Source organism: Paenibacillus sp. FSL H8-0260 (assembly GCF_045040625.1).
Taxonomy (GTDB): domain Bacteria; phylum Bacillota; class Bacilli; order Paenibacillales; family Paenibacillaceae; genus Paenibacillus_AQ; species Paenibacillus_AQ odorifer.
On the sequence record NZ_CP150298.1, the window covers coordinates 4,895,072 to 4,916,633 of the forward strand.

Sequence of the window (21,562 nt, forward strand, 5' to 3'; positions counted from 1 at the left end):
AAATGGACTCTCTTTATCTAGATACCAGCTCCAACATCGATTGCCGGTTCTTCAACCTTCTCAAACTCACTCAGCACCAGTCGACGTAGCTCTTGGAATGAAGTACTGGATCTTTTTCGCGGAAACGGTAAATCAATGGGAAGAATATTGCGAATATGCCCAGGTCGGGGATTCATAATGACTACCCGCTTACCCAGGAATACAGCTTCATCCAGATCATGAGTTACAAATAACATAGTCGTCTTATTACTCTGCCAAATATCAAGAAGTACCTCTTGCAGATGTGATCTAGTAAAAGCGTCTAGTGCGCCAAAAGGTTCATCGAGCAGTAATACATCCGGATTACGGAGCAACGCCCTAGCAATAGATACTCGTTGGGCCATCCCGCCTGACAGCTCACGTGGATAGGATTTCTCAAAACCCTTTAATCGTACAAGTTCAATCAATTCATCTACTTTTTTGCGAACCTCTGGATTTTTAAGCGATAAATTTGCTGCAATATTATGCTCCACCGTCAACCACGGAAAAAGTCTTGGTTCTTGAAAAATAAATCCCTTCTCAATACTCGGACCGTCGATCTGTTTGCCATTCAGTAGAACCGTGCCGCTATAGCCCGTATCCAGTCCTGCCACAATTTTTAGCAAGGTACTTTTTCCGCAGCCGCTGGGACCTATAATCGTAATCAACTCGCCTTTTTTCACCTTCAGCTGAATATTGCTTAATGCGATAACATCACCGGCAGGCGCGGCGAATACTTTATTCAAATGTTCGATAACCAGTGTTTCCTCCGACACTCCATTCACCCTTTCCGATAAATTTAAACTAAACTATACTTATGTATTTAATAGGTATTAAGAGCAAAAAAATAATGAGAACTTCTAAAGAACCTTATCCGATTATTCAACTAGGTTTAATTTACATCATCTTATCAGTGACATTCCTCACATGTCAAACATTATTTGCCAAATGGGTGTATGTTTTGTGAAGTGGGGAGGTTTTGCGAATGGCAAGGACATAGCATTAGTTATAGTCGATAGGGATTTATCTAATTGGAGTTCAAAACTGCACAAAAAAATACCGCATATTTATTGGTTTTGGACCAATGAATAAGCAGTATTTTGGGGGCTGTTCACAAACCCTATTGCTTAGGGAACCTCATGCTAAATTCTGAAAGTATCAGCATTGATAATAATTCCAGCTATTACTTTCTAAACGTTCTTTCATAATCTTCAAACCGTATTTTTCTAATTTGTTTACGATCCGTTGTTCTAACAATGATTCCTTCTGATTTGCCTGATGCGTCGATGCCTACTTGCGTGTTTTCGAATCTTTTTAAATAAGAATATGTACTCTCAAGAGAAGTTGGAAACTCGGAACCCTTTATGGTTTCAAGAAGTGGTGCAGACTGCAAATCAATACTTTCAATAAATCTCTTCTTCTCAATTTCATCATAAAATGGTTGATTTCCGTGATCACGCCACACCGCAATTTTCTCCTGCGATAACTCAAGAAGTCTATATAATTCATCCTTATTCAAGGAGAACACATCAAATACACGATACCCTTGAGTTTTTCTGTCAGAATAGTTCTTGGATGCTTTAGTTTTACCTCCATAAGATTCCTGATAAATTACGGTTAATGCCCAGTCACCCTCAAGAAGGATATCTGCAATTACTTTTTCTGCTAACGGCTTAAGAAATTCCGCAATGTTCCCATAAGGATTACCGATTCTATCTCCTTTTGCATATAACAATTCTTCTCTGGAACCAATTAGATAATCAACTTCGTTATCATCATTTTTTAATAAAATGATCCTTGAATTTTCACCATCTACTTTTTCGCAAACAAAAACATCGTCTAATTCTGCGAAGCCTCTTGACTCCGTTAAAACATCATTTAACCGACCTCGTTCACCTAATTGATGATATGTAAGAATGCTTGGGTACTTTGTTAAAGAATTAATTTTCTTTAAATCCATAAACTATTCTCCCACTTTCAAATTCACTTTATATGACTCTTGTTCTTATAAACATAAACAAAGATAGCCAAGGAATATTTTACCACTGATTACGTGTTCACGTGTTATTCCTGATGGGATTGTCATAAAGAGTTCTCCTTATTTGTTTACCAATTTAACTTTGAAGATAAGTATCATCATAATCTACGTAATTACTTTGTTGATTACGCATGAAGGTTATACGCAAAGAAGGTTCTTATATGTATTTTCAAGTGATACTCATGTAATAGAAAATCAGCAAAATAAGAATATGTAAATAGTAGTAAACACCAATAAATCTTCTTTAATAATCTGATTCAAATATTGTTTCGTTTTTATCATTTGAGAAAATAATTTTTAATTGAGCAGTCGGATTCCAAATCCTACTATCTTTTATAATTAGATATTTTCCACCTGTATATTCATACTCACGAGTCTTACTGTCAATCACCACTGAAAATGTTTTAGCATCTTTTAAAACTGGCGTATTATTAATTACAAGGCCAATTGAACCTTTCTCTAAACCACCAATAGCTATCTCATCTCGTATCATAGCCGTAGATTTAGTATAGTCAGAAGCACTACGATAAATATAAATATAGGGCAAGCTAAAAATGTAATATTCCTCGTCGTTTAGCTTTTGTATAGATACATAATCCAAATTTTCACTTTCGATAAATTGATCTAATTCTTTTTCAGTGATTGCATTCCAGCTACACCCTGACAAAAAGAAGAATACACAAAAAGATAGTATTACATATCTCAAATGAAATTTCATATTCCCTCCATAATTAAATATCACACTTAGATTATTTACATCCTTAGCTATGATTCTCCTTAATAAATTCAAGCATGTACGTATCTAAAAAAACAAAGGATTTATCCTACTAACTCCACTGTAACATTAAATGGAATATTTTCCGCAGCTTATCTTCTACCAAGGCAATAAATTCCGAGTTGTAGCCATTAGGTATTTATAGGTTTTATGACCATAATTTATTAGTCTGTAAGATTGTATTATCAGATGATTTTGATACCTTTAATGCGAAATGATTGAAGTTGCTTGTAAACAGTGTTACTCTATCAACGGTAAACTCAAAATCTGTACTCTTCAATACATCTTATAATAGTCACTATTTTTAGTTAAGAAAGGTAACACTATGATAAAAGTTGATAACTTATCCTTCGCATTCCCGCAAAAAGACCTATATAAAAACATTTCATTTACGCTTGAAGAGGCACAACATTGCGCTTTTATAGGAACAAGCGGCAGTGGTAAAAGTACACTGATCGATATCCTGATGGATCCAGAAAAATATTTGTTCGAAGGCAAGCTAGAGATGGACCCCACCTGCAAAATCGGGTATGTAAGTCAGTTTTCGCAACTAGACAAATCTAAAGAAACAACCGTTTTTGAATATATAGGAGAAGAATTTATTAAGATACAAAATGAAATAACAGCGATTCTAACTGAAATGGAAACATCGTCAGATATTGATTCATTACTCGAAAAGTATCAATTAGCTCTAGATGCCTTTGATTTAATGGATGGAAATGATTTTGAAAGCAATATTAATAAGAAACTAAATTTAGCCAACCTCTTGAAGCTAAAAGATGTTAGGGTATCCGACCTAAGTGGTGGGGAATTCAAACTTATTCAAGTGATGAAGGAAATGCTGACTAGTCCAGACTTAATGATTATGGATGAGCCCGATGTATTTTTAGATTTTGAAAACCTAAATGCACTTAAAAATCTGATTAATGCTCACAAAGGAATATTGCTAGTTGTTACGCATAACCGTTATCTATTAAATCATTGTTTTAACAAAATTATACACCTTGAAAACATGGAGATCCAAGAGTTCGATGGGCGATATATTGAGTATAACTTCTCATTACTTCAGACGAAAATTGAGTTACAAGAAATCGCAGTCGCTGAACAAGAAGAAATAGAGAGATACGATAACATTATTGATAATCTTAGAGCGATCGCAACCTATAATTCAGAAGCATCTAGAGGGAGAGCGTTAAAAGCTAGGGTTAAGTTTCAAGAAAGATTGGAAGCGCGAAAAATTAAAGCGCCATTCGTTGATATTAAGCAACCAAAAATCAGTTTTGGTGTGGACAATGAAATTGGAGATGACATCACTGTTTTAAATGTGAATAATTATAGTGTTTCCTTTGATGAGTTGATTTTAGAAAATGTTAACTTTGAGATGAAACCTACAGATAAAGTAGCCCTTATCGGTCCAAACGGTACCGGGAAAACGACTTTACTCCGAGATATCTTTAAAAATAATCATGATTCAATTGAAATAAATGCTGACATTAAAGTGGCTTATCTTTCTCAGCTTCAAGACGAAGTGCTAAAGGATTCTAATACCATACTAGAAGACTTCATCGATGCCGGGTTTGCAACTTATGACGAGATTAGAGCACATCTTTCAAACTATGGCTTTGAAGGAGAAATTCTTACTCAAAAGATAGAATCTTTATCTGGTGGCGAAAAAAATATACTGCAATTGGCAAAAGTTTCTGCTAGCAAAGCAAACTTATTGCTTCTTGATGAACCGACAAGCCATTTAGACACCTATACACAAATCGCACTGGAGAAAGCCATTGAAGACTATAAAGGTGCGATTCTCATGATTTCTCATGATTTCTATTCTGTAGTAAATGGGATGGATTATGTACTAATCATTGACGAGAAGACGATTAGAAAAATGAGTATGCGAAAATTCAGAAAGATGATTTATGCCAGTCATTTTGATAAAGATTATTTAGAAAATGAACAAAATAAAAAAGCAGTTGAAATGAAAATAGAATTAGCTTTAAAAGACAATAATTTTGAACTTGCGAAAGGTATGGTTGACGAGCTAGAAGAGCTGATTAAGTTACTTTAAAAATTACAATCCTCTGGTGGAAAAATGTCTATAAAAAAGACACTGATGATTGATATGCTCCCGTCATAGTAGACAGTAGAAAAAACAAAAACTTCTACTGCTACAATGACGGGAGTTTTTCTAATGTCTAAAAGAAGTCCAGCATCTTTAGAAGTAAAATTACATGTCGTACGGCTGTGCCTTGAGCACAAGTCGAATCCAAACTATGAGGCAAAACAGCGAGGTCTTAGTTCGCACACGGTTAGAGAATGGATTAGGAAATATAAAGCAGATGGTTTGGACGAGTTAAAGGAATCGAGAACATGGAAAACATACTCAAAGGAATTCAAACTGGCTGCTGTTAACGAAGTGTTGTCTGGTCGTTTCTCCGTTGAAGAGGCGACAAACAAGCATCATATTTCAAGTAGAAGTGTTTTGATCAAATGGATTACCAAGTATACTAATGAGATAGAATTAAAACCTACACATAAAGGAAAAGGACTATCTCATATGAACAAAGGACGTAAAACAACTTTCGAAGAACGTATTGAAATTGCACAATATACCATCGCTAATGAATTGGATTATCAGAAAGCGATTGAAAAATACGGTGTATCTTATCAGCAAGTTTACGCATGGGTTCGGAAATATCAAGCTGGCCGTGAGGAAGCTCTTCAGGACAATCGAGGTCGTAAAAAGCCTGTAGAAGAACTAGAGGAACATGAACGTCTTAAGCTACGGATTAAAGAGCTAGAAGCGCGAAATGAATACCTAGAGATGGAGAATGACTTCGCAAAAAAGTTGGCAGAGATCAAGCGACGAAATACACGCTAACCCTCGTTCGACAAGTAAACTTGTATCAAGCGATTCAAGAACTGAACAAAGAAAAAGGTCACGCAATTACGAAGTTGTGTGCGTTAGCTGGGGTTGCTCGATCTGCCTATTACAAGTGGTTAAAATGGAAAACCTCTTGCATAGAACTTGAAACTCGCGCGTTAGCGAAAGAAGTAAATCTACGATATGACAAGCGAAAAGGGATTCTTGGCTACCGTCAAATGCGCACGCAATTAAACCGAAAGCTCAAAAAGCAGTACAACAAAAAGCGTTATTACCGAATTATGTGTGCTCTTGGGCTTAAAGCAGTCATTCGCAGAAAACGAGCGAGTTATGTGAAAGCTACGGAGATCCATGTAGCTGAAAATGTAATGAACCGTAACTTTGATGCCAATTCCCCTAATTCAAAATGGTGTACAGATGTGACAGAACTGAAGTACGAGAATGGGCGCAAAGCCTATTTGAGTGCCATTATTGATGTATATGATAATTCCATTGTTTCATGGGTATTAAGCCATTCCAACAACAATAAACTCGTGATGGATACGTTGAAAAGGGCTTACGCGAAGAATCCTGGCGTATCTCCTCTTCTACAAAGCGACAGAGGCTTCCAGTACACGTCTCATGAGTATAACCGACTTCATGTAAAGTACGGATTTAAGAAAAGCATGTCTCGTGTGAGCCGATGTTTGGACAACCAACCTATTGAGCGTTTTTGGGGTACCTACAAGTCAGAAAGCTATTATCTTACAAAGTATGACACCTATGAAGATGTCCTCACAGAGGTTAGCCGATATATTCACTACTACAATAATTATCGCTACGTAGAATGTTTGGATGGCTTGTCACCTAACGAATACCGACGTGCTGCATAACGAAGATACCTCAGCTCTTGTATTACGAGCTGAGGTATCTAAACTAACTATTTTTGTTTTTTACACTGTCCACTTGACAGGGAGCACTTCAGATTCTCAGTGTCTTTTTGCTGCATTGATTTGTTGATAGCTCTTGCCGCGGACAGTGGTTCACTTATCATTAGAAATCTATGCCAACATCCCCCTTATAGAATATTTTTTTTGTATATGCATTATATACCGAGCATACGTTCTTTAAGCAGGAGATATTTTCTAACTAATCATTTTAAATTACTACCAAATTTATAATATAACGCAAATAATAAACGCCATTCCATATCAACGGTAGGCATTTATTATTTGATATTTATGATAATAAATAAAAACTACTTTGCAAAATCAATGTGAATCTTAGCATCATTCTCTGTTTTTTCCCAATTCACTTTTGCCCCCAATGCTTCAGAAATAAATCTCAGATTTACATAAAAGATATTACTCGTAGGTTCAAGTGATGGTGCTTGATTTAATACAACTTTTTCTCCATTTAATAATGCATCATAAGAATTATTTGTTAACACTATAACTTTATTATCTTTTGATGCTGTCACAGTTTTTGTGTTATTATCCCATTCAATCGACATTCCATACTTTTCAAAAATGGGTCGCATAGGGACAAGAGTTGTTCCAAGATAAGTGACATTTGCATAAATGTCTAACTTTTCATCATTAATGTAAATGACTGGCTTGCTGCGTGAAGCGTTTACGCCAGTCCCTCCTAGCATTAACGTAATAACAGATGTAAGTAAGATTGCTTTAAAAACTACCTTCATACGATTCCTCCTTTAAATAATAATGGACAATAGACACAAAAGTATCTACTGTCCATTATTTTAATTGTAAATGTCACTATTTACAACAATTGTAATTACATTATTTCCACTGACAGTGACATTCGAATGATCGTTCAGTGGGCCTGATAATGCACTGCTAGAAATAGGTGTTCCGTCAACTTTGATATTAGAAAAAGTCGTTCTATTTTTTCCTGTATCAGTTTTAGACCAAACAGTTGATAACAGTTTCCATCTGCTTATTGAGGCAATATTCCAGCTTGCATTTGATTCCATTATTGTTATATTTGGTGTGTCTTGAAGAGAATAGCCCCCGAGTGTTGGACAAATAGATGTTCCATCAATTTTGATTCTTACTTTTCCATTATAATTGTACCAAAAATACATTAATGGAGCTGTGCCAGGTTTATAACCATTTTTTGTTTGTACTTGATTATAGCTAGGATCGAAAGTAGCGCTTTGATATTGATCCCAACCTGTATTTGTCTCACTTACATATGGACGATTTTTTTTCTTGAGAATTATTACTGGTTTCCATCCATAAGACGTAGCACTTGGCCCTAAATTATTATAAAGTTCCACACCCATGTCAGCTGCCCAAGAACCAATACCATCGGTAACAGTCGTAGTATATTCAAATCCACCATAGTTAAAAGCAATATGATTCGGTCTATCCAGACTCACTATATTACTGTCCGCTAATGGTAGTTGCATTAGTGCCATAAGATAGCTACCAGTAGTATTAACATTCATTCTACCGCCTACACCATCCCCAATAAATCCAGCTCTAGGAGCGACGTTAATACTGTTAGCCTCATTAAATTCATTAACATTTCCCGCTAGAAGACTTTCCACATTAGTATCTGTCTTATCTACTACCCATAATTCTGGGGCAGCATTAGCCGACTCTTCATAAAAATAAGTATATTGTTCATCGAAAGTAATGTAATCATAAGTAGTTTGGTCAGCACTTTTTGCAAAAGCTACTTTACTATCTCTTTCTTCTTCAACAGCATTTTTAGCAATTTGTAGTACGGCAGCAAGTTGATAATCGGCAACCTTTTGAGTCTCTTGATGCACCACATTAATCTCTGCCAACTCCAGACTTGAAGTTGGTAATGTGTCGTCAGCAAAAGCTGAAACAGGGAAAACCGCAAAACTTGAAATAAGAAGACTAGTTAATATTTTTTTACTATAATTCATATAATTACCTCCTTTTGGAATGAGATAATTGTATGTCATATCAGATAAATAAAATAGAATATATTTCCTTGTAATATTTTGTATTTTTGACTATAATAATGCGATTTTCGCTATATTATTATCTAATAGTCAATATATTAAATCCTAAATTTTTTTCTTAATTCGCTATATAATAAAAGCCCAATTTCATCGTAAAGAAATCAGTGAAATCAGAGCTACTTTGCAGATTGCTTCGGGTGAAAACTCAGCAGATATTTTGAATCATTAAGTGGTTTTATCGCAATCTCGCTTCCTCTATAAGAAACAGTGCTTAAATAATCAATTAAACTCTTCTTAACATATCCCCTTTTCTATCCTCTTACAGTTTTTATTTGTGAGATATTCTCAACAGGATTTTTAAATAATTCTCCTTATTCACATCATGCTGATTCTTTAAGAATTAACTTTAAAAATTGTTCATAAGAGTTAACGGTCTTACGTGATAAATTCTTGTTTTGACAATCTAAAAAGTCTTCTAAAAAAAACTCCAAATCCGATAACTCCATACAAATCCTCCATCTCTTTTCCTACAAAAACAAAACCCAATAAACCAAAAAGGTTTATCGGGTGAGATGGAAAAAGTTTATCGGATTCAAAACAAGTCTATCGGTTTTTATATACTGTCTGTAAACACCTTCCAGCAACCCACAATCCCTTACCACACACTGCCCCTAACCCTTTCAACTAACCTTATGCTCAATCCGCAGCTTATCTGCTACCATGGCAATAAATTCCGAGTTAGTAGGCTTAGATTTGGAGATATTAATGGTGTAGCCGAATAAATGGCTGATGGAGTCGATGTTGCCACGTGTCCAAGCGACTTCAATCGCATGGCGGATCGCGCGTTCTACGCGTGAAGGCGTGGTTTTGAACTTCTCAGCGATTGCTGGGTAGAGTGTCTTCGTAATCGCACCAAGGATCTCGATATTGTTATATACCATGGTGATCGCTTCACGCAGGTACTGATAGCCCTTGATATGCGCTGGGACACCGATTTCATGGATGATCGAGGTAATGTTAGCGTCGAGGTTCTTGCCCTTAGAGAGCGGCACTACATTCGATCTGGACGTCGACGAATAATTGTACATGTTGGAGGAGGAGCTCATGCTGCCTTGAGAGCCGACAAGCTGACGTACACGATTTGCCAGGACCTCCATATCGAACGGTTTCAAAATATAATAGGATGCACCAAGCTGTACAGCTCTTTGAGTGATGTTCTCCTGACCAAAAGCAGTCAGCATGATGATCTTCGGTTGAGGATTCAGATCCATATCACGTAGACGTTCCAATACACCTAGGCCGTCTAAATGCGGCATGATGATATCAAGAATAAGAACATCGGGAATTTTACGCGCTTCGCTAAGCATTTGAAGCACTTCTTCACCATTGTAGGCGATACCCGTTACGGTCATATCTTCTTGCTCAGAAATGTACTCGGAAAGCAAATTCGTAAATTCCCTGTTATCATCGGCCAACAACACTTCAATATTCTGCACTGGCTGCTTCCTCCTTAATTATATCTGCTATTCGAAAATAACATTTTTTTCTTGTCTCTTACGTTTTCGACATGGAGATCGAATTCCCTTCTGTCGAAAATTATTTTTCTTTATTTTTTTTCTGCGTTGGATTATAATTAAATATTTTATCTCAATGTTCGAGGTTCTTCGTAATCGTTCGACAAAAAATCTTAAGGCTAAACCGCCTTAAGATTTAATGAATACCTATTCTCCTGTTTGGTCACACCTGAATCTTGAAGCATCCATTCGATGAAGCACCCATAACCGGACTTAGGATCATTTACAAATACATGAGTTACGGCTCCGATGAGGCGGCCATCCTGTACGATAGGACTTCCGCTCATACCTTGAACGATACCGCCTGTCTTATCAATAAGGCGTGGATCGGTGATCCGCAGCACCATTCCTTTAGTGGCTGGCGTTTGCTGATGTGCTACATGAATGATCTCAACCTTAAACCGCTCCACCTGCTGACCATCAACTACAGTTAGGATCTCAGCAGGACCTTCCTTGACTTGATCGCTCATCGCCACGGGGATAGGTTCTTTGTAAAGACTGTGCTCGGGATTGGAGCTCATTTTACCGAAGATGCCGAAGTCAGTATTGCTCTCCACATTTCCAAGCACTTGGCTTTCTTTCAAAAAATGCGCTCGTTTCTCGCCCGGATCGCCATCCTGGCTTTTGGATATGGAGGTGACACTGGACTGAACAATATGACCACTGCCTACAACAATTGGAGTACCGGTATTCATGTCTGTAATCACATGTCCCAAAGCTCCATATACACCTTGCTCGGGAGCATAAAAAGTTAATGTGCCGACACCCGCTGCTGAATCACGAATGTACAGGCCTAACCGCCACACTTTGTCATGAATGTCATACGCGGGCTTTAACTTAGCTGTATGCTCTTTACCTCCGCGTTTGAAGACAATGGTCAAGGGGTTATTCGCTTTACCAGCACGATCCACCAGCTTGGCCACCTTGGACAACTCGTCCAATTTCTCACCATTCATGGAGATCATCAGATCACCCGGCACTAAACCGCTGACCTCTCCTGGGGAAAGCTTAGTTTTCTCGGATACTTCAATCAGATGATGACCAACAACCAAAACACCTGCTGATTTCACTTTCACACCGATCGTTTGACCTCCCGGGATCACCTTAAGCTCGGAATGAATTCCTTGTGCAGTCACCTTGGCTGGTTCACCTTGCAGTGGTGCAGCAGAACTTAGATTTGTTCCCGTTATGCCCGATAAACTAAGAAAGAAGGCAAATAAAAGGCCTGGCATTAACTTCCTGAGGTTAGGCTTCAATGGCTGTCACGCTCCCTTTTGCTTCTTTCGCTTGACGAAAAAGGTGGTCGCCAATTGCGTACCTATAAGATAACCTTGCCCCCAGGCTTTTATTACTGTCAATCATTGCTCCGCTTAGCTTGTTGCAGCCTTACTTGCCTCGGCCAGATTAAGCATTTCCTGCGAGTGATGCAATGTTTTTTCGGTAATTTCTACGCCACCCAGCATCCGGGCCAGCTCCATTACACGTCCATCGTTCGTTAGGGATTCCACTTCAGTCATGGTTCTTCCATCCTCAACCTTTTTGCGGATTAAGTACTGATGGTCAGCCATACAAGCCACCTGCGGCAAGTGAGTAATGGAGAACACCTGACAGGTAGAGGACAGCTTAAACAGCTTATCTGCGATGGACTGAGCAGCTCTGCCGCTGACACCAGTATCCACTTCGTCAAAAATTAAAACTGGAATTGCATCATGGCGCGCAAAAATACTTTTCATTGCCAGCATAATACGCGACAGCTCACCACCAGAGGCAATTTTGCCAAGAGGTCTCAGGGGTTCGCCCGGGTTAGGGGATATCATAAATTCTGCGCTGTCTATCCCTTGTCTTGTGAGGCGAATACGCCGACCATTGTATTCGACTCCACGCGGGTCCTCCAGCCTGTCCAATTTGACCTGCAACGAGGTTCTTTCCATTTGAAGGTCTTTGAGCTCACCCTCCACTTGGGTGGCCAGATCAGCAGCACAAAGCTTTCGTGCTTCACTTAATTCCGTAGCTGCTTCCATTAATACAGACAGCAACGAATCGCGCTTCGCCGTCAGTTTCTCCAGATATTCATCTTTATTCTCAAGCAAATCAGTTTCCCGGTGAATTTGTTCATAATAAGCCAAAATCTGTTCTACACTTTCTCCATATTTACGTCGGAGTCCAGTGATCAAATCCAAACGATTCTCGATTTCTTCAAGTCGCATCGGATTGAACTCGATATTTTCCCGGTAATCACGAAGCTGAAAAGCAGCATCCTCTAGCTGGTAATATGAGGACTGCAGCTGTTCGAGCACTGTTCGCAGACCCTTCTCATCGTAACGAACTGCATCCTCAAGTCTGGAAATAACATTACCGATCGATTCCAAGCCTTGTCTGTCGTAAAGTAGCTCATATGCACCCGATACGGAATCCATCATTTTCTCACTGTGGGATAGTTTGACCCGTTCTTCGGTAAGTAATTCATCTTCTCCCGGTTTTAATCCGGCGGATGAAATTTCTTCAAGCTGAAAACGATATAAGTCAAGCATTTGGTATGCCTTCTGGCTGGATTCCTGCAGCTCTCGCAGCTCTTTCTCCACCTTCGCGAAGGCAGAATACCTTTCCTGAAAAACTGCCTTTAGCGGACCAATAATCGGTTCTCCGTATGTATCCAGCAGTCCCAGATGCCGTTCCGCCTTCAGCAAGTTCTGGTGCTCATGCTGGCCGTGTATATTAACCAGCTGCTCGCCGATCTCGCGAAGCATGGTAAGATTGACCATCTGCCCATTTACACGTGATGTACTTTTACCTTGAGAGGTAAGCTCGCGTCGTATAATAAGATGCTCCTCGCGCTGGGCCTCAATGCCAAGACGCTCCAAAGTCTCCCAAACGGGATGACCGCTGGGAAGACTGAAGAGCGCCTCCATCTCCGCTTTTTCACAACCATAACGAATGGAATCCGCAGAACCGCGGCCTCCAACAATCAATCCAAGCGCATCAATAATAATGGATTTACCTGCCCCGGTCTCCCCCGTAAGCACGTGGAAGCCAGGATAAAAATGCACATCTACCGCCTCAACGACGGCAAGATTGCGTATAGACAAGGTTTCTAACACTAGAGCACCTCCGAGAAGATGACAGGCATCTGATTAATTATAATTAAGAAATATAACCCATGATTTGTGAAATTACGGTCTTGCTGTCCTCAGGTAAACGGCAAATGATAAGGATTGTATCATCACCAGAAAGGGTTCCCATAATTTGCGGCCAGTCAATATTATCAATTAAAGCAGCGACAGAGTTAGCCGTGCCTGGTAAACATTTCATCACCACAAGATTAGCCGAGGAATCGATCTGCACAAAATTATCCACAAGAACGCGCTTAAGCTTCTGAATGGGATTGTACCGTTGATCCGTTGGAAGTGAATATTTATATCTTCCATCATCCATGGGTACCTTGATGAGCAACAGCTCTTTTATATCTCGAGATACTGTGGCTTGAGTAACTTGAAAACCTGATTCCCGCAAGGCTTCCACAAGCTCGTCCTGTGTCTCGATATCCTTTTGTGTAATAATTTCACGAATCTTAATATGTCGTTGTCCCTTCATTGTTGCCTCCTGGTATATAAAAAATATGGACTCAGTTTGATTCTCCGTCGTCTTTGCCAAGCTTAATGACATGGATCGATGCTGTTGCTACATTAACATATAGAACGCCGCTGCATTCCGGATAGATCAGCAGGTAGGGAAGCAAGGTATCACGTAAGCCACTGCCAGTGAAATCCAAAGGCTTGCGTGGTCTGGAAAGGATAACTAAATATAAAGATCCTTCCTCTTTTGTCGCCACATAATCTATAAATAACCGGCTATACATCTGCGCCCCATTTACGTTGAAAGACAAGGGGATTTTTAATTTCCCTCCAACGACCTCATATCCTTCATCCTCAAGTATATCAATAGAGGGATGTGGAATAATCACTTTATTGAACGGAATTTGATCCTTCATAAAAGAACGCGGAGAATTCTGCAGCCATACATATATCCGATATATTATAAAAATCGATAATGCTACCCCAATAAACGCCATAACGACCTTGTCAGAGCTACCCGCCACTATCAATCACCTCGGTGATTTATTCGCGTGAAGCCCTGGTAAATCCTGCTTCTAAGCTGTCTTTTTATAAGCTTTCCGCATAATTGATATTATTCGCTAATTCAGCAATTTACAATTACAACGAGCACAGTAAATCCAAAAAAAGATTCAAAATATAAAGACCCGGATTTTATACCGGGTCTTTATTTTAATAAATTCAATCCCTTTGAGCAAATCTGCTCCCTCAATCTTAACAGATGAAGAGGAATTTTCAAGGTTGAACTCTTCAGACTTCCCGCTCAAAAAAAACACCCCGCTGACCATTTGAGGTTGACGGGGTGTTCATAAAGCTCTAACGGCGCGCGGAGTTTCCATGAGTAGAACTCACATTAAAAGTACCCGTAGCCTGCTTAATCACTTCATCAGCAAGGGATGGAAAGTCCTCCACTGGAATGACTGCTGCAACAGCAGCTGCCGGCTGTACGGATGATTCTTCGCCTTCCGCCACTTCTGGCATCAGTCTCCAATGAGCAAGAAACTCAATATTGCCTTCCCCGCCTGTAATTGGCGAAAAAGTCAATCCATGGAGACCGAATCCTAACTCTGCAGCCATAGTCAGTACATTAATCAAAACCTCTTTATGGACAGCGGAATCACGAATCACACCTGATTTTCCAACCTTCTCACGTCCAGCCTCAAATTGAGGCTTGATGAGTGCAGCGATATCTGCTGGACGTTGCAGCAAGGCTTTGAGGGGTGGGAGAATTATTTTTAAGGATATAAAAGATACATCAATACTGGCAAAGTCCGGAACAGGACCCTGCAAATCTGCAGGTGTCATATACCGGAAGTTCGTACGCTCCATAACGCTCACTCGCTCATCATTCCGCAGTGACCAATCCAGCTGGTTATAGCCAACATCAATGGCGTATACATGGCTTACACCATTCTGAAGCGCACAATCTGTGAAGCCGCCAGTGGAAGCACCAATGTCCAGCATGTTCCGCCCGGTAAGATCAATATTAAATTGGCGAAGAGCCTTCTCCAGCTTTAGGCCCCCACGACTGACATACGGATGCACAGAACCTTTAACCTTAAGGGTAGACTCCCGCGAGACCTTCATGCCAGCTTTTTCAATACGTTCCTCATCCGCGAGCACCAACCCTGCCATAATAGCAGCTTTAGCTTTCTCCCGGCTTTCATAAAAACCTTGCTCCACAAGCAGTACATCAATCCGTTCTTTACGGTGTTCCATGGTCATCTCCTGATCGTTCAAGGGTTACTAATTTCCGGCTTCCACTTAGGAAGACGAAGTCGTTTTGTAATTATAAGCACTTAGAGCCATCATGGACTTGATACGTGCACATAACGCTTCTACGGTAAGGCCTGTTTGCTGACGTTGTTCTTTAATGGAGCCATGCTCCACGAAGATGTCGGGCACACCCATCAGATGTACACGGGCGTCATAAATTTCATGCTCCGCGTAGAACTCCAATACCGCACTGCCGAGACTTCCCGCTTGGCAAGCCTCTTCAATAACAACCATATTGGTTCCAGCATGAGCCAAATCCAGAAGCATGGAATTATCAAGCGGCTTCAGGAAACGCGCATTCACAACGCCCACCTGAATTCCTTCCCGCTTCAGCAAATCAGCGGCTTCTTCAGCCACTTGAACCATAGGACCACATGCCACTACAGCATATCCTTCTCCTGTACGCAGTCGTTCCCATGATCCTATAGGAAGGGTATGCAGTTCAGCGTCCATTGCCACACCTGTTCCATTAATACGCGGATAGCGGTAAGCAATTGGACCGTCATTATATTCAAGTGCCGTCTTCATCATATGACGCAGCTCATTTTCGTCTTTTGGCATCATCATAACCATATTAGGGATATGGCGCATAAAAGCAACATCGTACACACCCTGATGAGTCTCACCATCCGCACCCACAAATCCAGCACGGTCAATGGCGAACATAACATTGGCATTATGGCGGCAAATATCATGGACGATCTGATCATAGGCACGCTGCATGAAGGTAGAATACACGGCGTATACCGGCTTCATCCCTTCCATAGCCAAAGCTGCACACAAGGTTGCTGCATGCTGCTCTGCAATCCCCACGTCAATCATGCGATCCGGGAATTCCTTTGCAAAAGGAAACAAACCTGAACCGCCTGGCATCGCAGGAGTAACTGCAATCAGACGCGAATCTTCACGTCCCAGCTCAATCAGCGTACTGCCAAATACTTCGGTGTACATTGGAGGACCTACAGCTTTAAGTGCCTGACCTGACTCAATTTTGTAAGGCGAAATGGCATGCGATTTATAAAAATCAGTCTCAGCCGGTTTGTAGCCCTTGCCTTTGGTCGTCAGCACATGCACAAGCACAGGACCCGCCACGTTATCTGCTTGATGGAAGGTGTCAATCATTTTCTCCAGATCATGTCCATCCACTGGCCCAAGATACGTAAAGCCAAGCTCTTCAAACAATACTCCAGGAACCATCATATATTTAAGACTGTTTTTTAATTGTTCAGCGGTTTTCGCTAATCGTCCACCGATGGCCGGAATCTTCTTAAGCAGCCCTTCAACCTCGTCTTTGGCACGCAAATAATGACGGTCCGAACGAATTTTGCTTAAATAATTGTGCATCGCCCCTACATTCGGAGCAATCGACATTTCATTATCGTTCAAAATAACCATCAACTTACGCTTCTCATGGCCGATGTGGTTAAGCGCTTCAAAAGCCATCCCGCCGGTAAGCGCACCGTCACCAATCACGGCAATCACCTTGTTGTCTTCGCCTTTTAGATCACGAGCCATAGCCATCCCCATAGCTGCCGACAAAGAGGTGCTGCTATGTCCAGCCTCCCATACATCATGTTCGCTTTCAGAGCGCTTAACAAAGCCGCACAATCCCTGATATTTGCGCAGGGTATCAAAGCGATCTTGACGGCCGGTCAGTATTTTGTGGACATAGGCTTGGTGGCCAACGTCGTAGATCATTTTGTCACGAGGACTGTTGTAGCAATAATGTAAGGCCAGCGTGAGCTCCACCACCCCCAGATTAGAACCGAGGTGCCCGCCGGTTGCTGTAAGCTTCTCAATCAGAAATCGTCGAATTTCCTCTGCAAGAGTAGTTAATTCTTCGACTGACAGTGATTTCAGTTGTTGTGGATCATTTATTTGTGGAAGCAGCACGAATAGTTCCCCGCTTTCCTAGATGTTGTAAAATATATAAAAACCATTATAACACAAACGAAACGGCTGTCGAAATACAGCCGCTTCGAAAGTTCATACTTAGTGATCACGTGCCATTAAATAATCTGCAATTTCCAGCAGGCGCTGGTTGTCGTAAAAACCGCCATTCAGCACAGCATTTCGGGCTGCTTCTGTAAGCTGCTTCACCTCAGCACGAGATTCCTCCAACCCAATAAAATAAGGGTAGGTTACCTTCTGCTGCTTGATATCGCTGCCTGTTTTTTTACCAAGCTTGCCTTCATCACCAACCAAATCAAGAATATCATCCTGAATTTGAAAAGCGAGTCCGATGCTAGTGCCAAAATCACGCAGAGCCTCAAGCTGCTTCTCTGTTGCCCCTGCAATACGTCCGCCGGCTAACAGCGAAAAAATAATTAAATCTCCGGTTTTATGCAGATGAATATATTTCAGCTGCGCTAGATCTGTTAGTCCTTGCTCGCCTTCCATATCTGCAATCTGACCGCCGACCATGCCGCGTGGACCTGCCATTTCCGCCAGATCCTCTACTATGGATAAAACATTTTCAGCAGGAATGCCAAATTTACGTGAGGCTTGTACCACACTGTAAAAAGCATGGGTCAAAAGCGCATCACCCGCAAGAATAGCCGATGCTTCACCAAAGACTTTATGATTCGTCAGCTTGCCGCGCCGATAATCATCATTATCCATGGCAGGCAGATCATCATGAATCAACGAGTAGGTATGTACCATCTCAATCGCAGCAGCAACAGGCAAGGCTGCTTCACGGCTGCCTCCCAGTGATTCACAAGCAGCGATCACAAGCAGCGGCCGGAGGCGTTTGCCTCCTGCCATTAGCGAATACTTCATCGCTTGCTGTAAATTTTCTGGAACCGTCCAAGTTGCGGGAAGAATAGTCTCAAGCTCATGTGAGAGCAAATCACTTATCGACGCGATGTAATCCTCCAGCGGCTGCCGCATGCTTTCACTTGCGGAGCTTCCCTCCAGATCATTCTCAAAGCGATTCATCGGCGTCCCCTTCCAGACGTGCACCAAACGGCTTTTTGCGCAGTTCTCCGTCCTCTTGGGTAATCATTTCGATCTTACGCTCTACTTGTTCCAGCTTGCTGCCGCAAAGCTGCGATAGCTTCATGCCCTGCTGAAATAAATCGATGGCCTTCTCCAGAGGAACGTCGCCGTGTTCAAGCTCACGAACGATTTCTTCCAGTCGGTCCATAGCGCCTTCAAAATCAAGTTCCGCTTCCTTCGTCATCGTCTTTGCCATCCTCCTTCATCCCCCATACTTGGCAGTTCAGCTGTCCGTCATTCATCTTTATCACCACAAGATCGCCAAGCTGTACTTCAGTCAGCGATTTGATTAAATGTTCTTCCGCCTCGTCATACACTAAGCTGTAGCCTCGTGACATTACTTTAAGCGGGCTAAGCGCATCCAAATGGCGGATCTCCGCCACATAGCGAGATCGCTTCTCCTGCAAACGAGCCTGCATAGCGCCCATTAACTCACGGCGCAGACTGTCTGTGAGCTGACGTGCTGCGGCAACACTATCGCGCGGATGGAACCGCTGCAGACTGTGATGCAGCACCGCCTTGCGCTCGCGGGAACGGCTGAGCCGTGCATCCGCTGAGCGCTGGAGCCGCACACGCAGCATGTCCAGCCGCTGCGTGTGCTGAATCAGCGTGCGGCGCGGGCCTGCCAGCGCCAGCGAGCGCTGCAGCACCGAGTGGCGCTCGCGTCCACGCTGGGCGCGTTGTTGCAGCGCCTGGCGCAGCCGCTGCTGCAGTTGGCGAAGCTGCGCAGCTAGCTCGCCGGCGTGAGGCACGGCCAGCTCAGCGGCCGCTGTGGGCGTAGCCGCGCGGAGGTCGGCGGCGAAATCGGCAATCGTGAAATCGGTCTCGTGGCCGACGGCCGAGATGACCGGAATCCTTGATGCCGATATCGCTCGCGCGACTTCCTCCTCGTTGAATGCCCACAGCTCCTCCAGCGAACCGCCGCCGCGGCCGACGATAAGCACGTCGGCTTCACCCATGGCGTTCAGCGCACCAATCGCCTTCACTATCGAAGGCGCAGCGCCTTTGCCTTGCACCAGTACAGGATAGATTACAATAGCTACCTGCGGAAACCGCCGCTGAAGCGTAATCACAATATCTCGTACAGCTGCTCCTGTTGGGGAAGTAATCACACCAATACACTTCGGGAACCGCGGCAACGAACGCTTGCGAGCTTCTGCAAAAAGGCCTTCTTTTTCAAGCTTGCTCTTCAGCTGCTCATAGGCCAGATATAAACTGCCAATCCCATCAGGCTGCATATGTGTGGCGTAGAACTGATATTGCCCATCCCGTTCATAGACGGTCACATTACCTCTGGCAATTACCCGAGCGCCTTCCTTCGGAATAAAAGGCAGCCGCTGGTTATGAGAAGCAAACATAATCGCTTTAATGCGGCTGCTCTCGTCCTTAAGTGTAAAATACATATGCCCGCTGCCATGATGTGTAAAGTTGGATATCTCTCCGCGAATCCACACATCCGAAAGTAAATTATCCGAGTCTAGCTTCATGCGGATATAACGGTTGAGTTCTTTGATCGAATAAACCTGCCGCTCTGCCGCCATGAATCTTACCCCTATTCCAGGCCGTGACGGCGTTTAGCCGCAATCAGCGTGTTGCTCATCAGCATTGTAATAGTCATCGGACCAACCCCGCCTGGAACAGGCGTGATGTATCCGGCAACTTCTTTTGCACTTTCATAATCAACATCACCTGCGAGTTTACCGTTATCCAGACGGTTCATGCCCACATCGATGACAACAGCACCCGGCTTCACATAGGAAGCATCAATGAAATTAGCTCGTCCGATCGCTACAACCAAAATATCCGCTTGACGGCTAATCTCTTGCATATTAGCGGTACGGGAATGGCACATAGTTACGGTAGCATTTTCGCGTTGCAACAAGAGGGAAACTGGCTTTCCTACAATATTGCTACGACCAATTACAACGGCATGTTTACCTGCCATACCTGTTCCTGTACGTTTGATCAGTTCGATTACTCCTGCAGGAGTACATGGAAGAAGACTGTCGGCACCGATGACCAGGTTGCCTACATTGACAGGGTGAAAGCCGTCTACATCCTTTTCCACGGAGATTGCATCAATAACAGCCTTCTCCTCGATATGCTTAGGCAATGGGAGTTGAACCAGAATTCCGTCGATATCATCGCGTCCGTTTAGCTCTGCTACCAGTGCCAGAAGTTCTTCTTGAGAAGTGGATTCATCCAATTTATGCACTTCCGAATGGAATCCTAAGCTGATACAAGATTTCTCCTTATTGCGAACATAAACCTGAGATCCCGGGTCTTCACCTACTAGAATAACAGCCAAACCGGGCTTTACGCCGCGTTTCGCCAGTTCAGCAACCTCTTGGGCAATGCTAATACGAATTTCCTCGGATACTTGTTTACCACTGATGATTGCTGCTGTCATGTTAGTCTCTCCCCTTTTATATACTTTACTATGGTTTATAAATTAAGAATGGTCAGCTTTAATAGTATCTATCTCTTGGATCATCTTGCCGAGTACTCCGTTAACAAACTTCCCGGAATCATCCGTTCCAAAATGCTTGGCCAAATCGATCGCTTCATTCACCGCAACCTTCGCAGGCACATCATTGGCGAACACCATTTCATACGCTGCTAAACGTAGAATCTGACGATCCACACGTGACAGACGGCTCATTTGCCAGCCCTTCAGGTAATGTTCAAGTATATCGTCGATCGCTACCTTGTGCTCCCATACCCCATTCACATGCTCTACCACATAGTGTTTAAGCTGAATCTCGTCCGTGATTACACGTTCGGTTTCATTCTCTTCTGAAGCTTCCTCGAGCAGCATTTCTACGGCTTCCGCGCTTTCCACATCGTTCATTTCCATCTGATACAGGCTTTGGACAATAATCTCTCTAGCTATACGTCTTTTCATGTGTTCCTCCTAAAATCTTATATCGCATTAAAATATTCAC

At 42.2% G+C, this 21,562-nt stretch carries 20 protein-coding genes; 3 read left to right on the plus strand and 17 right to left on the minus strand.

Going from position 1 to position 21,562, the window contains the following annotated elements:
• Positions 1 to 17: 17 nt before the first annotated feature.
• From MHI51_RS21855 to MHI51_RS21865, 3 genes are all read right to left on the minus strand, one after another.
• Complete coding sequence (locus tag MHI51_RS21855; RefSeq protein ID WP_405173256.1) at positions 18 to 794, minus strand: ABC transporter ATP-binding protein; 777 nt, start codon at positions 792 to 794, stop codon at positions 18 to 20.
• Positions 795 to 1,201: 407 nt separating this feature from the next.
• The gene (locus tag MHI51_RS21860) at positions 1,202 to 1,978 is read right to left on the minus strand and encodes an RNA ligase family protein (RefSeq protein WP_342410003.1); all 777 of its coding nucleotides are present in this window, start codon (positions 1,976 to 1,978) and stop codon (positions 1,202 to 1,204) included.
• Between the two features lie 322 nt (positions 1,979 to 2,300).
• A complete protein-coding gene (locus tag MHI51_RS21865) occupies positions 2,301 to 2,774 on the minus strand; it encodes a hypothetical protein (protein WP_076277668.1) in 474 nt (157 codons plus the stop codon).
• Positions 2,775 to 3,156: 382 nt separating this feature from the next.
• Between MHI51_RS21865 and MHI51_RS21870 the strand changes: the two genes are divergently transcribed.
• From MHI51_RS21870 to MHI51_RS21880, 3 genes are all read left to right on the plus strand, one after another.
• Complete coding sequence (locus MHI51_RS21870; RefSeq protein WP_076277669.1) at positions 3,157 to 4,899, plus strand: ABC-F family ATP-binding cassette domain-containing protein; 1,743 nt, start codon at positions 3,157 to 3,159, stop codon at positions 4,897 to 4,899.
• A gap of 123 nt (positions 4,900 to 5,022) precedes the next feature.
• Entirely contained in the window at positions 5,023 to 5,712 is a 690-nt protein-coding gene (locus MHI51_RS21875) for a helix-turn-helix domain-containing protein (RefSeq protein ID WP_405173257.1), read from the plus strand.
• 20 nt (positions 5,713 to 5,732) lie between these two features.
• On the plus strand, positions 5,733 to 6,587 hold the full coding sequence (locus MHI51_RS21880; protein ID WP_405173258.1) for an IS3 family transposase: 855 nt from the start codon (positions 5,733 to 5,735) through the stop codon (positions 6,585 to 6,587).
• A gap of 365 nt (positions 6,588 to 6,952) precedes the next feature.
• On the opposite strand, the gene MHI51_RS21885 is transcribed toward MHI51_RS21880, so the two are convergent.
• The 14 genes from MHI51_RS21885 to nusB all read right to left on the minus strand — a co-directional run bounded on the left by MHI51_RS21885 (position 6,953) and on the right by nusB (position 21,522).
• Complete coding sequence (locus MHI51_RS21885) at positions 6,953 to 7,396, minus strand: stalk domain-containing protein (protein ID WP_076141569.1); 444 nt, start codon at positions 7,394 to 7,396, stop codon at positions 6,953 to 6,955.
• 60 nt (positions 7,397 to 7,456) lie between these two features.
• Complete coding sequence (locus MHI51_RS21890) at positions 7,457 to 8,617, minus strand: YrpD family protein (RefSeq protein WP_076141570.1); 1,161 nt, start codon at positions 8,615 to 8,617, stop codon at positions 7,457 to 7,459.
• A 719-nt stretch (positions 8,618 to 9,336) separates the two neighbouring features.
• Positions 9,337 to 10,152, minus strand: a complete 816-nt coding sequence (gene spo0A / locus MHI51_RS21895; RefSeq protein WP_036682806.1) for a sporulation transcription factor Spo0A — start codon at positions 10,150 to 10,152, stop codon at positions 9,337 to 9,339.
• 197 nt (positions 10,153 to 10,349) lie between these two features.
• Positions 10,350 to 11,462 (minus strand): SpoIVB peptidase, encoded by a 1,113-nt coding sequence (spoIVB, locus tag MHI51_RS21900; protein WP_081383394.1) that lies wholly within the window; start codon positions 11,460 to 11,462, stop codon positions 10,350 to 10,352.
• A gap of 138 nt (positions 11,463 to 11,600) precedes the next feature.
• Positions 11,601 to 13,328: a DNA repair protein RecN gene (gene recN, locus MHI51_RS21905; protein ID WP_076129654.1), complete on the minus strand. Its 1,728-nt coding sequence runs from the start codon at positions 13,326 to 13,328 to the stop codon at positions 11,601 to 11,603.
• 43 nt (positions 13,329 to 13,371) lie between these two features.
• Positions 13,372 to 13,821, minus strand: coding sequence for a transcriptional regulator AhrC/ArgR (gene ahrC / locus MHI51_RS21910; RefSeq protein ID WP_036682813.1), 450 nt, complete (start codon positions 13,819 to 13,821; stop codon positions 13,372 to 13,374).
• 31 nt (positions 13,822 to 13,852) lie between these two features.
• Entirely contained in the window at positions 13,853 to 14,326 is a 474-nt protein-coding gene (locus tag MHI51_RS21915; protein ID WP_256719078.1) for a hypothetical protein, read from the minus strand.
• 331 nt (positions 14,327 to 14,657) lie between these two features.
• Positions 14,658 to 15,560, minus strand: coding sequence for a TlyA family RNA methyltransferase (locus MHI51_RS21920; RefSeq protein WP_076277672.1), 903 nt, complete (start codon positions 15,558 to 15,560; stop codon positions 14,658 to 14,660).
• 45 nt (positions 15,561 to 15,605) lie between these two features.
• Positions 15,606 to 17,510: a 1-deoxy-D-xylulose-5-phosphate synthase gene (gene dxs, locus MHI51_RS21925; RefSeq protein ID WP_036682816.1), complete on the minus strand. Its 1,905-nt coding sequence runs from the start codon at positions 17,508 to 17,510 to the stop codon at positions 15,606 to 15,608.
• A 99-nt stretch (positions 17,511 to 17,609) separates the two neighbouring features.
• On the minus strand, positions 17,610 to 18,557 hold the full coding sequence (locus tag MHI51_RS21930) for a polyprenyl synthetase family protein (protein ID WP_051491261.1): 948 nt from the start codon (positions 18,555 to 18,557) through the stop codon (positions 17,610 to 17,612).
• Positions 18,544 to 18,801 (minus strand): exodeoxyribonuclease VII small subunit, encoded by a 258-nt coding sequence (xseB, locus tag MHI51_RS21935; protein ID WP_036682818.1) that lies wholly within the window; start codon positions 18,799 to 18,801, stop codon positions 18,544 to 18,546. The genes MHI51_RS21930 and xseB overlap by 14 nt, the downstream gene beginning before the upstream one ends.
• Positions 18,779 to 20,158 carry an exodeoxyribonuclease VII large subunit gene (gene xseA, locus MHI51_RS21940; RefSeq protein ID WP_036682820.1) on the minus strand — a complete coding sequence of 460 codons (1,380 nt, stop codon included), beginning with the start codon at positions 20,156 to 20,158 and terminating at the stop codon, positions 18,779 to 18,781. The genes xseB and xseA overlap by 23 nt, the downstream gene beginning before the upstream one ends.
• 11 nt (positions 20,159 to 20,169) lie before the next feature.
• The gene (gene folD, locus MHI51_RS21945; protein ID WP_036682821.1) at positions 20,170 to 21,027 is read right to left on the minus strand and encodes a bifunctional methylenetetrahydrofolate dehydrogenase/methenyltetrahydrofolate cyclohydrolase FolD; all 858 of its coding nucleotides are present in this window, start codon (positions 21,025 to 21,027) and stop codon (positions 20,170 to 20,172) included.
• A gap of 42 nt (positions 21,028 to 21,069) precedes the next feature.
• A complete protein-coding gene (gene nusB / locus MHI51_RS21950) occupies positions 21,070 to 21,522 on the minus strand; it encodes a transcription antitermination factor NusB (RefSeq protein WP_036682824.1) in 453 nt (150 codons plus the stop codon).
• Positions 21,523 to 21,562: the final 40 nt, after the last annotated feature.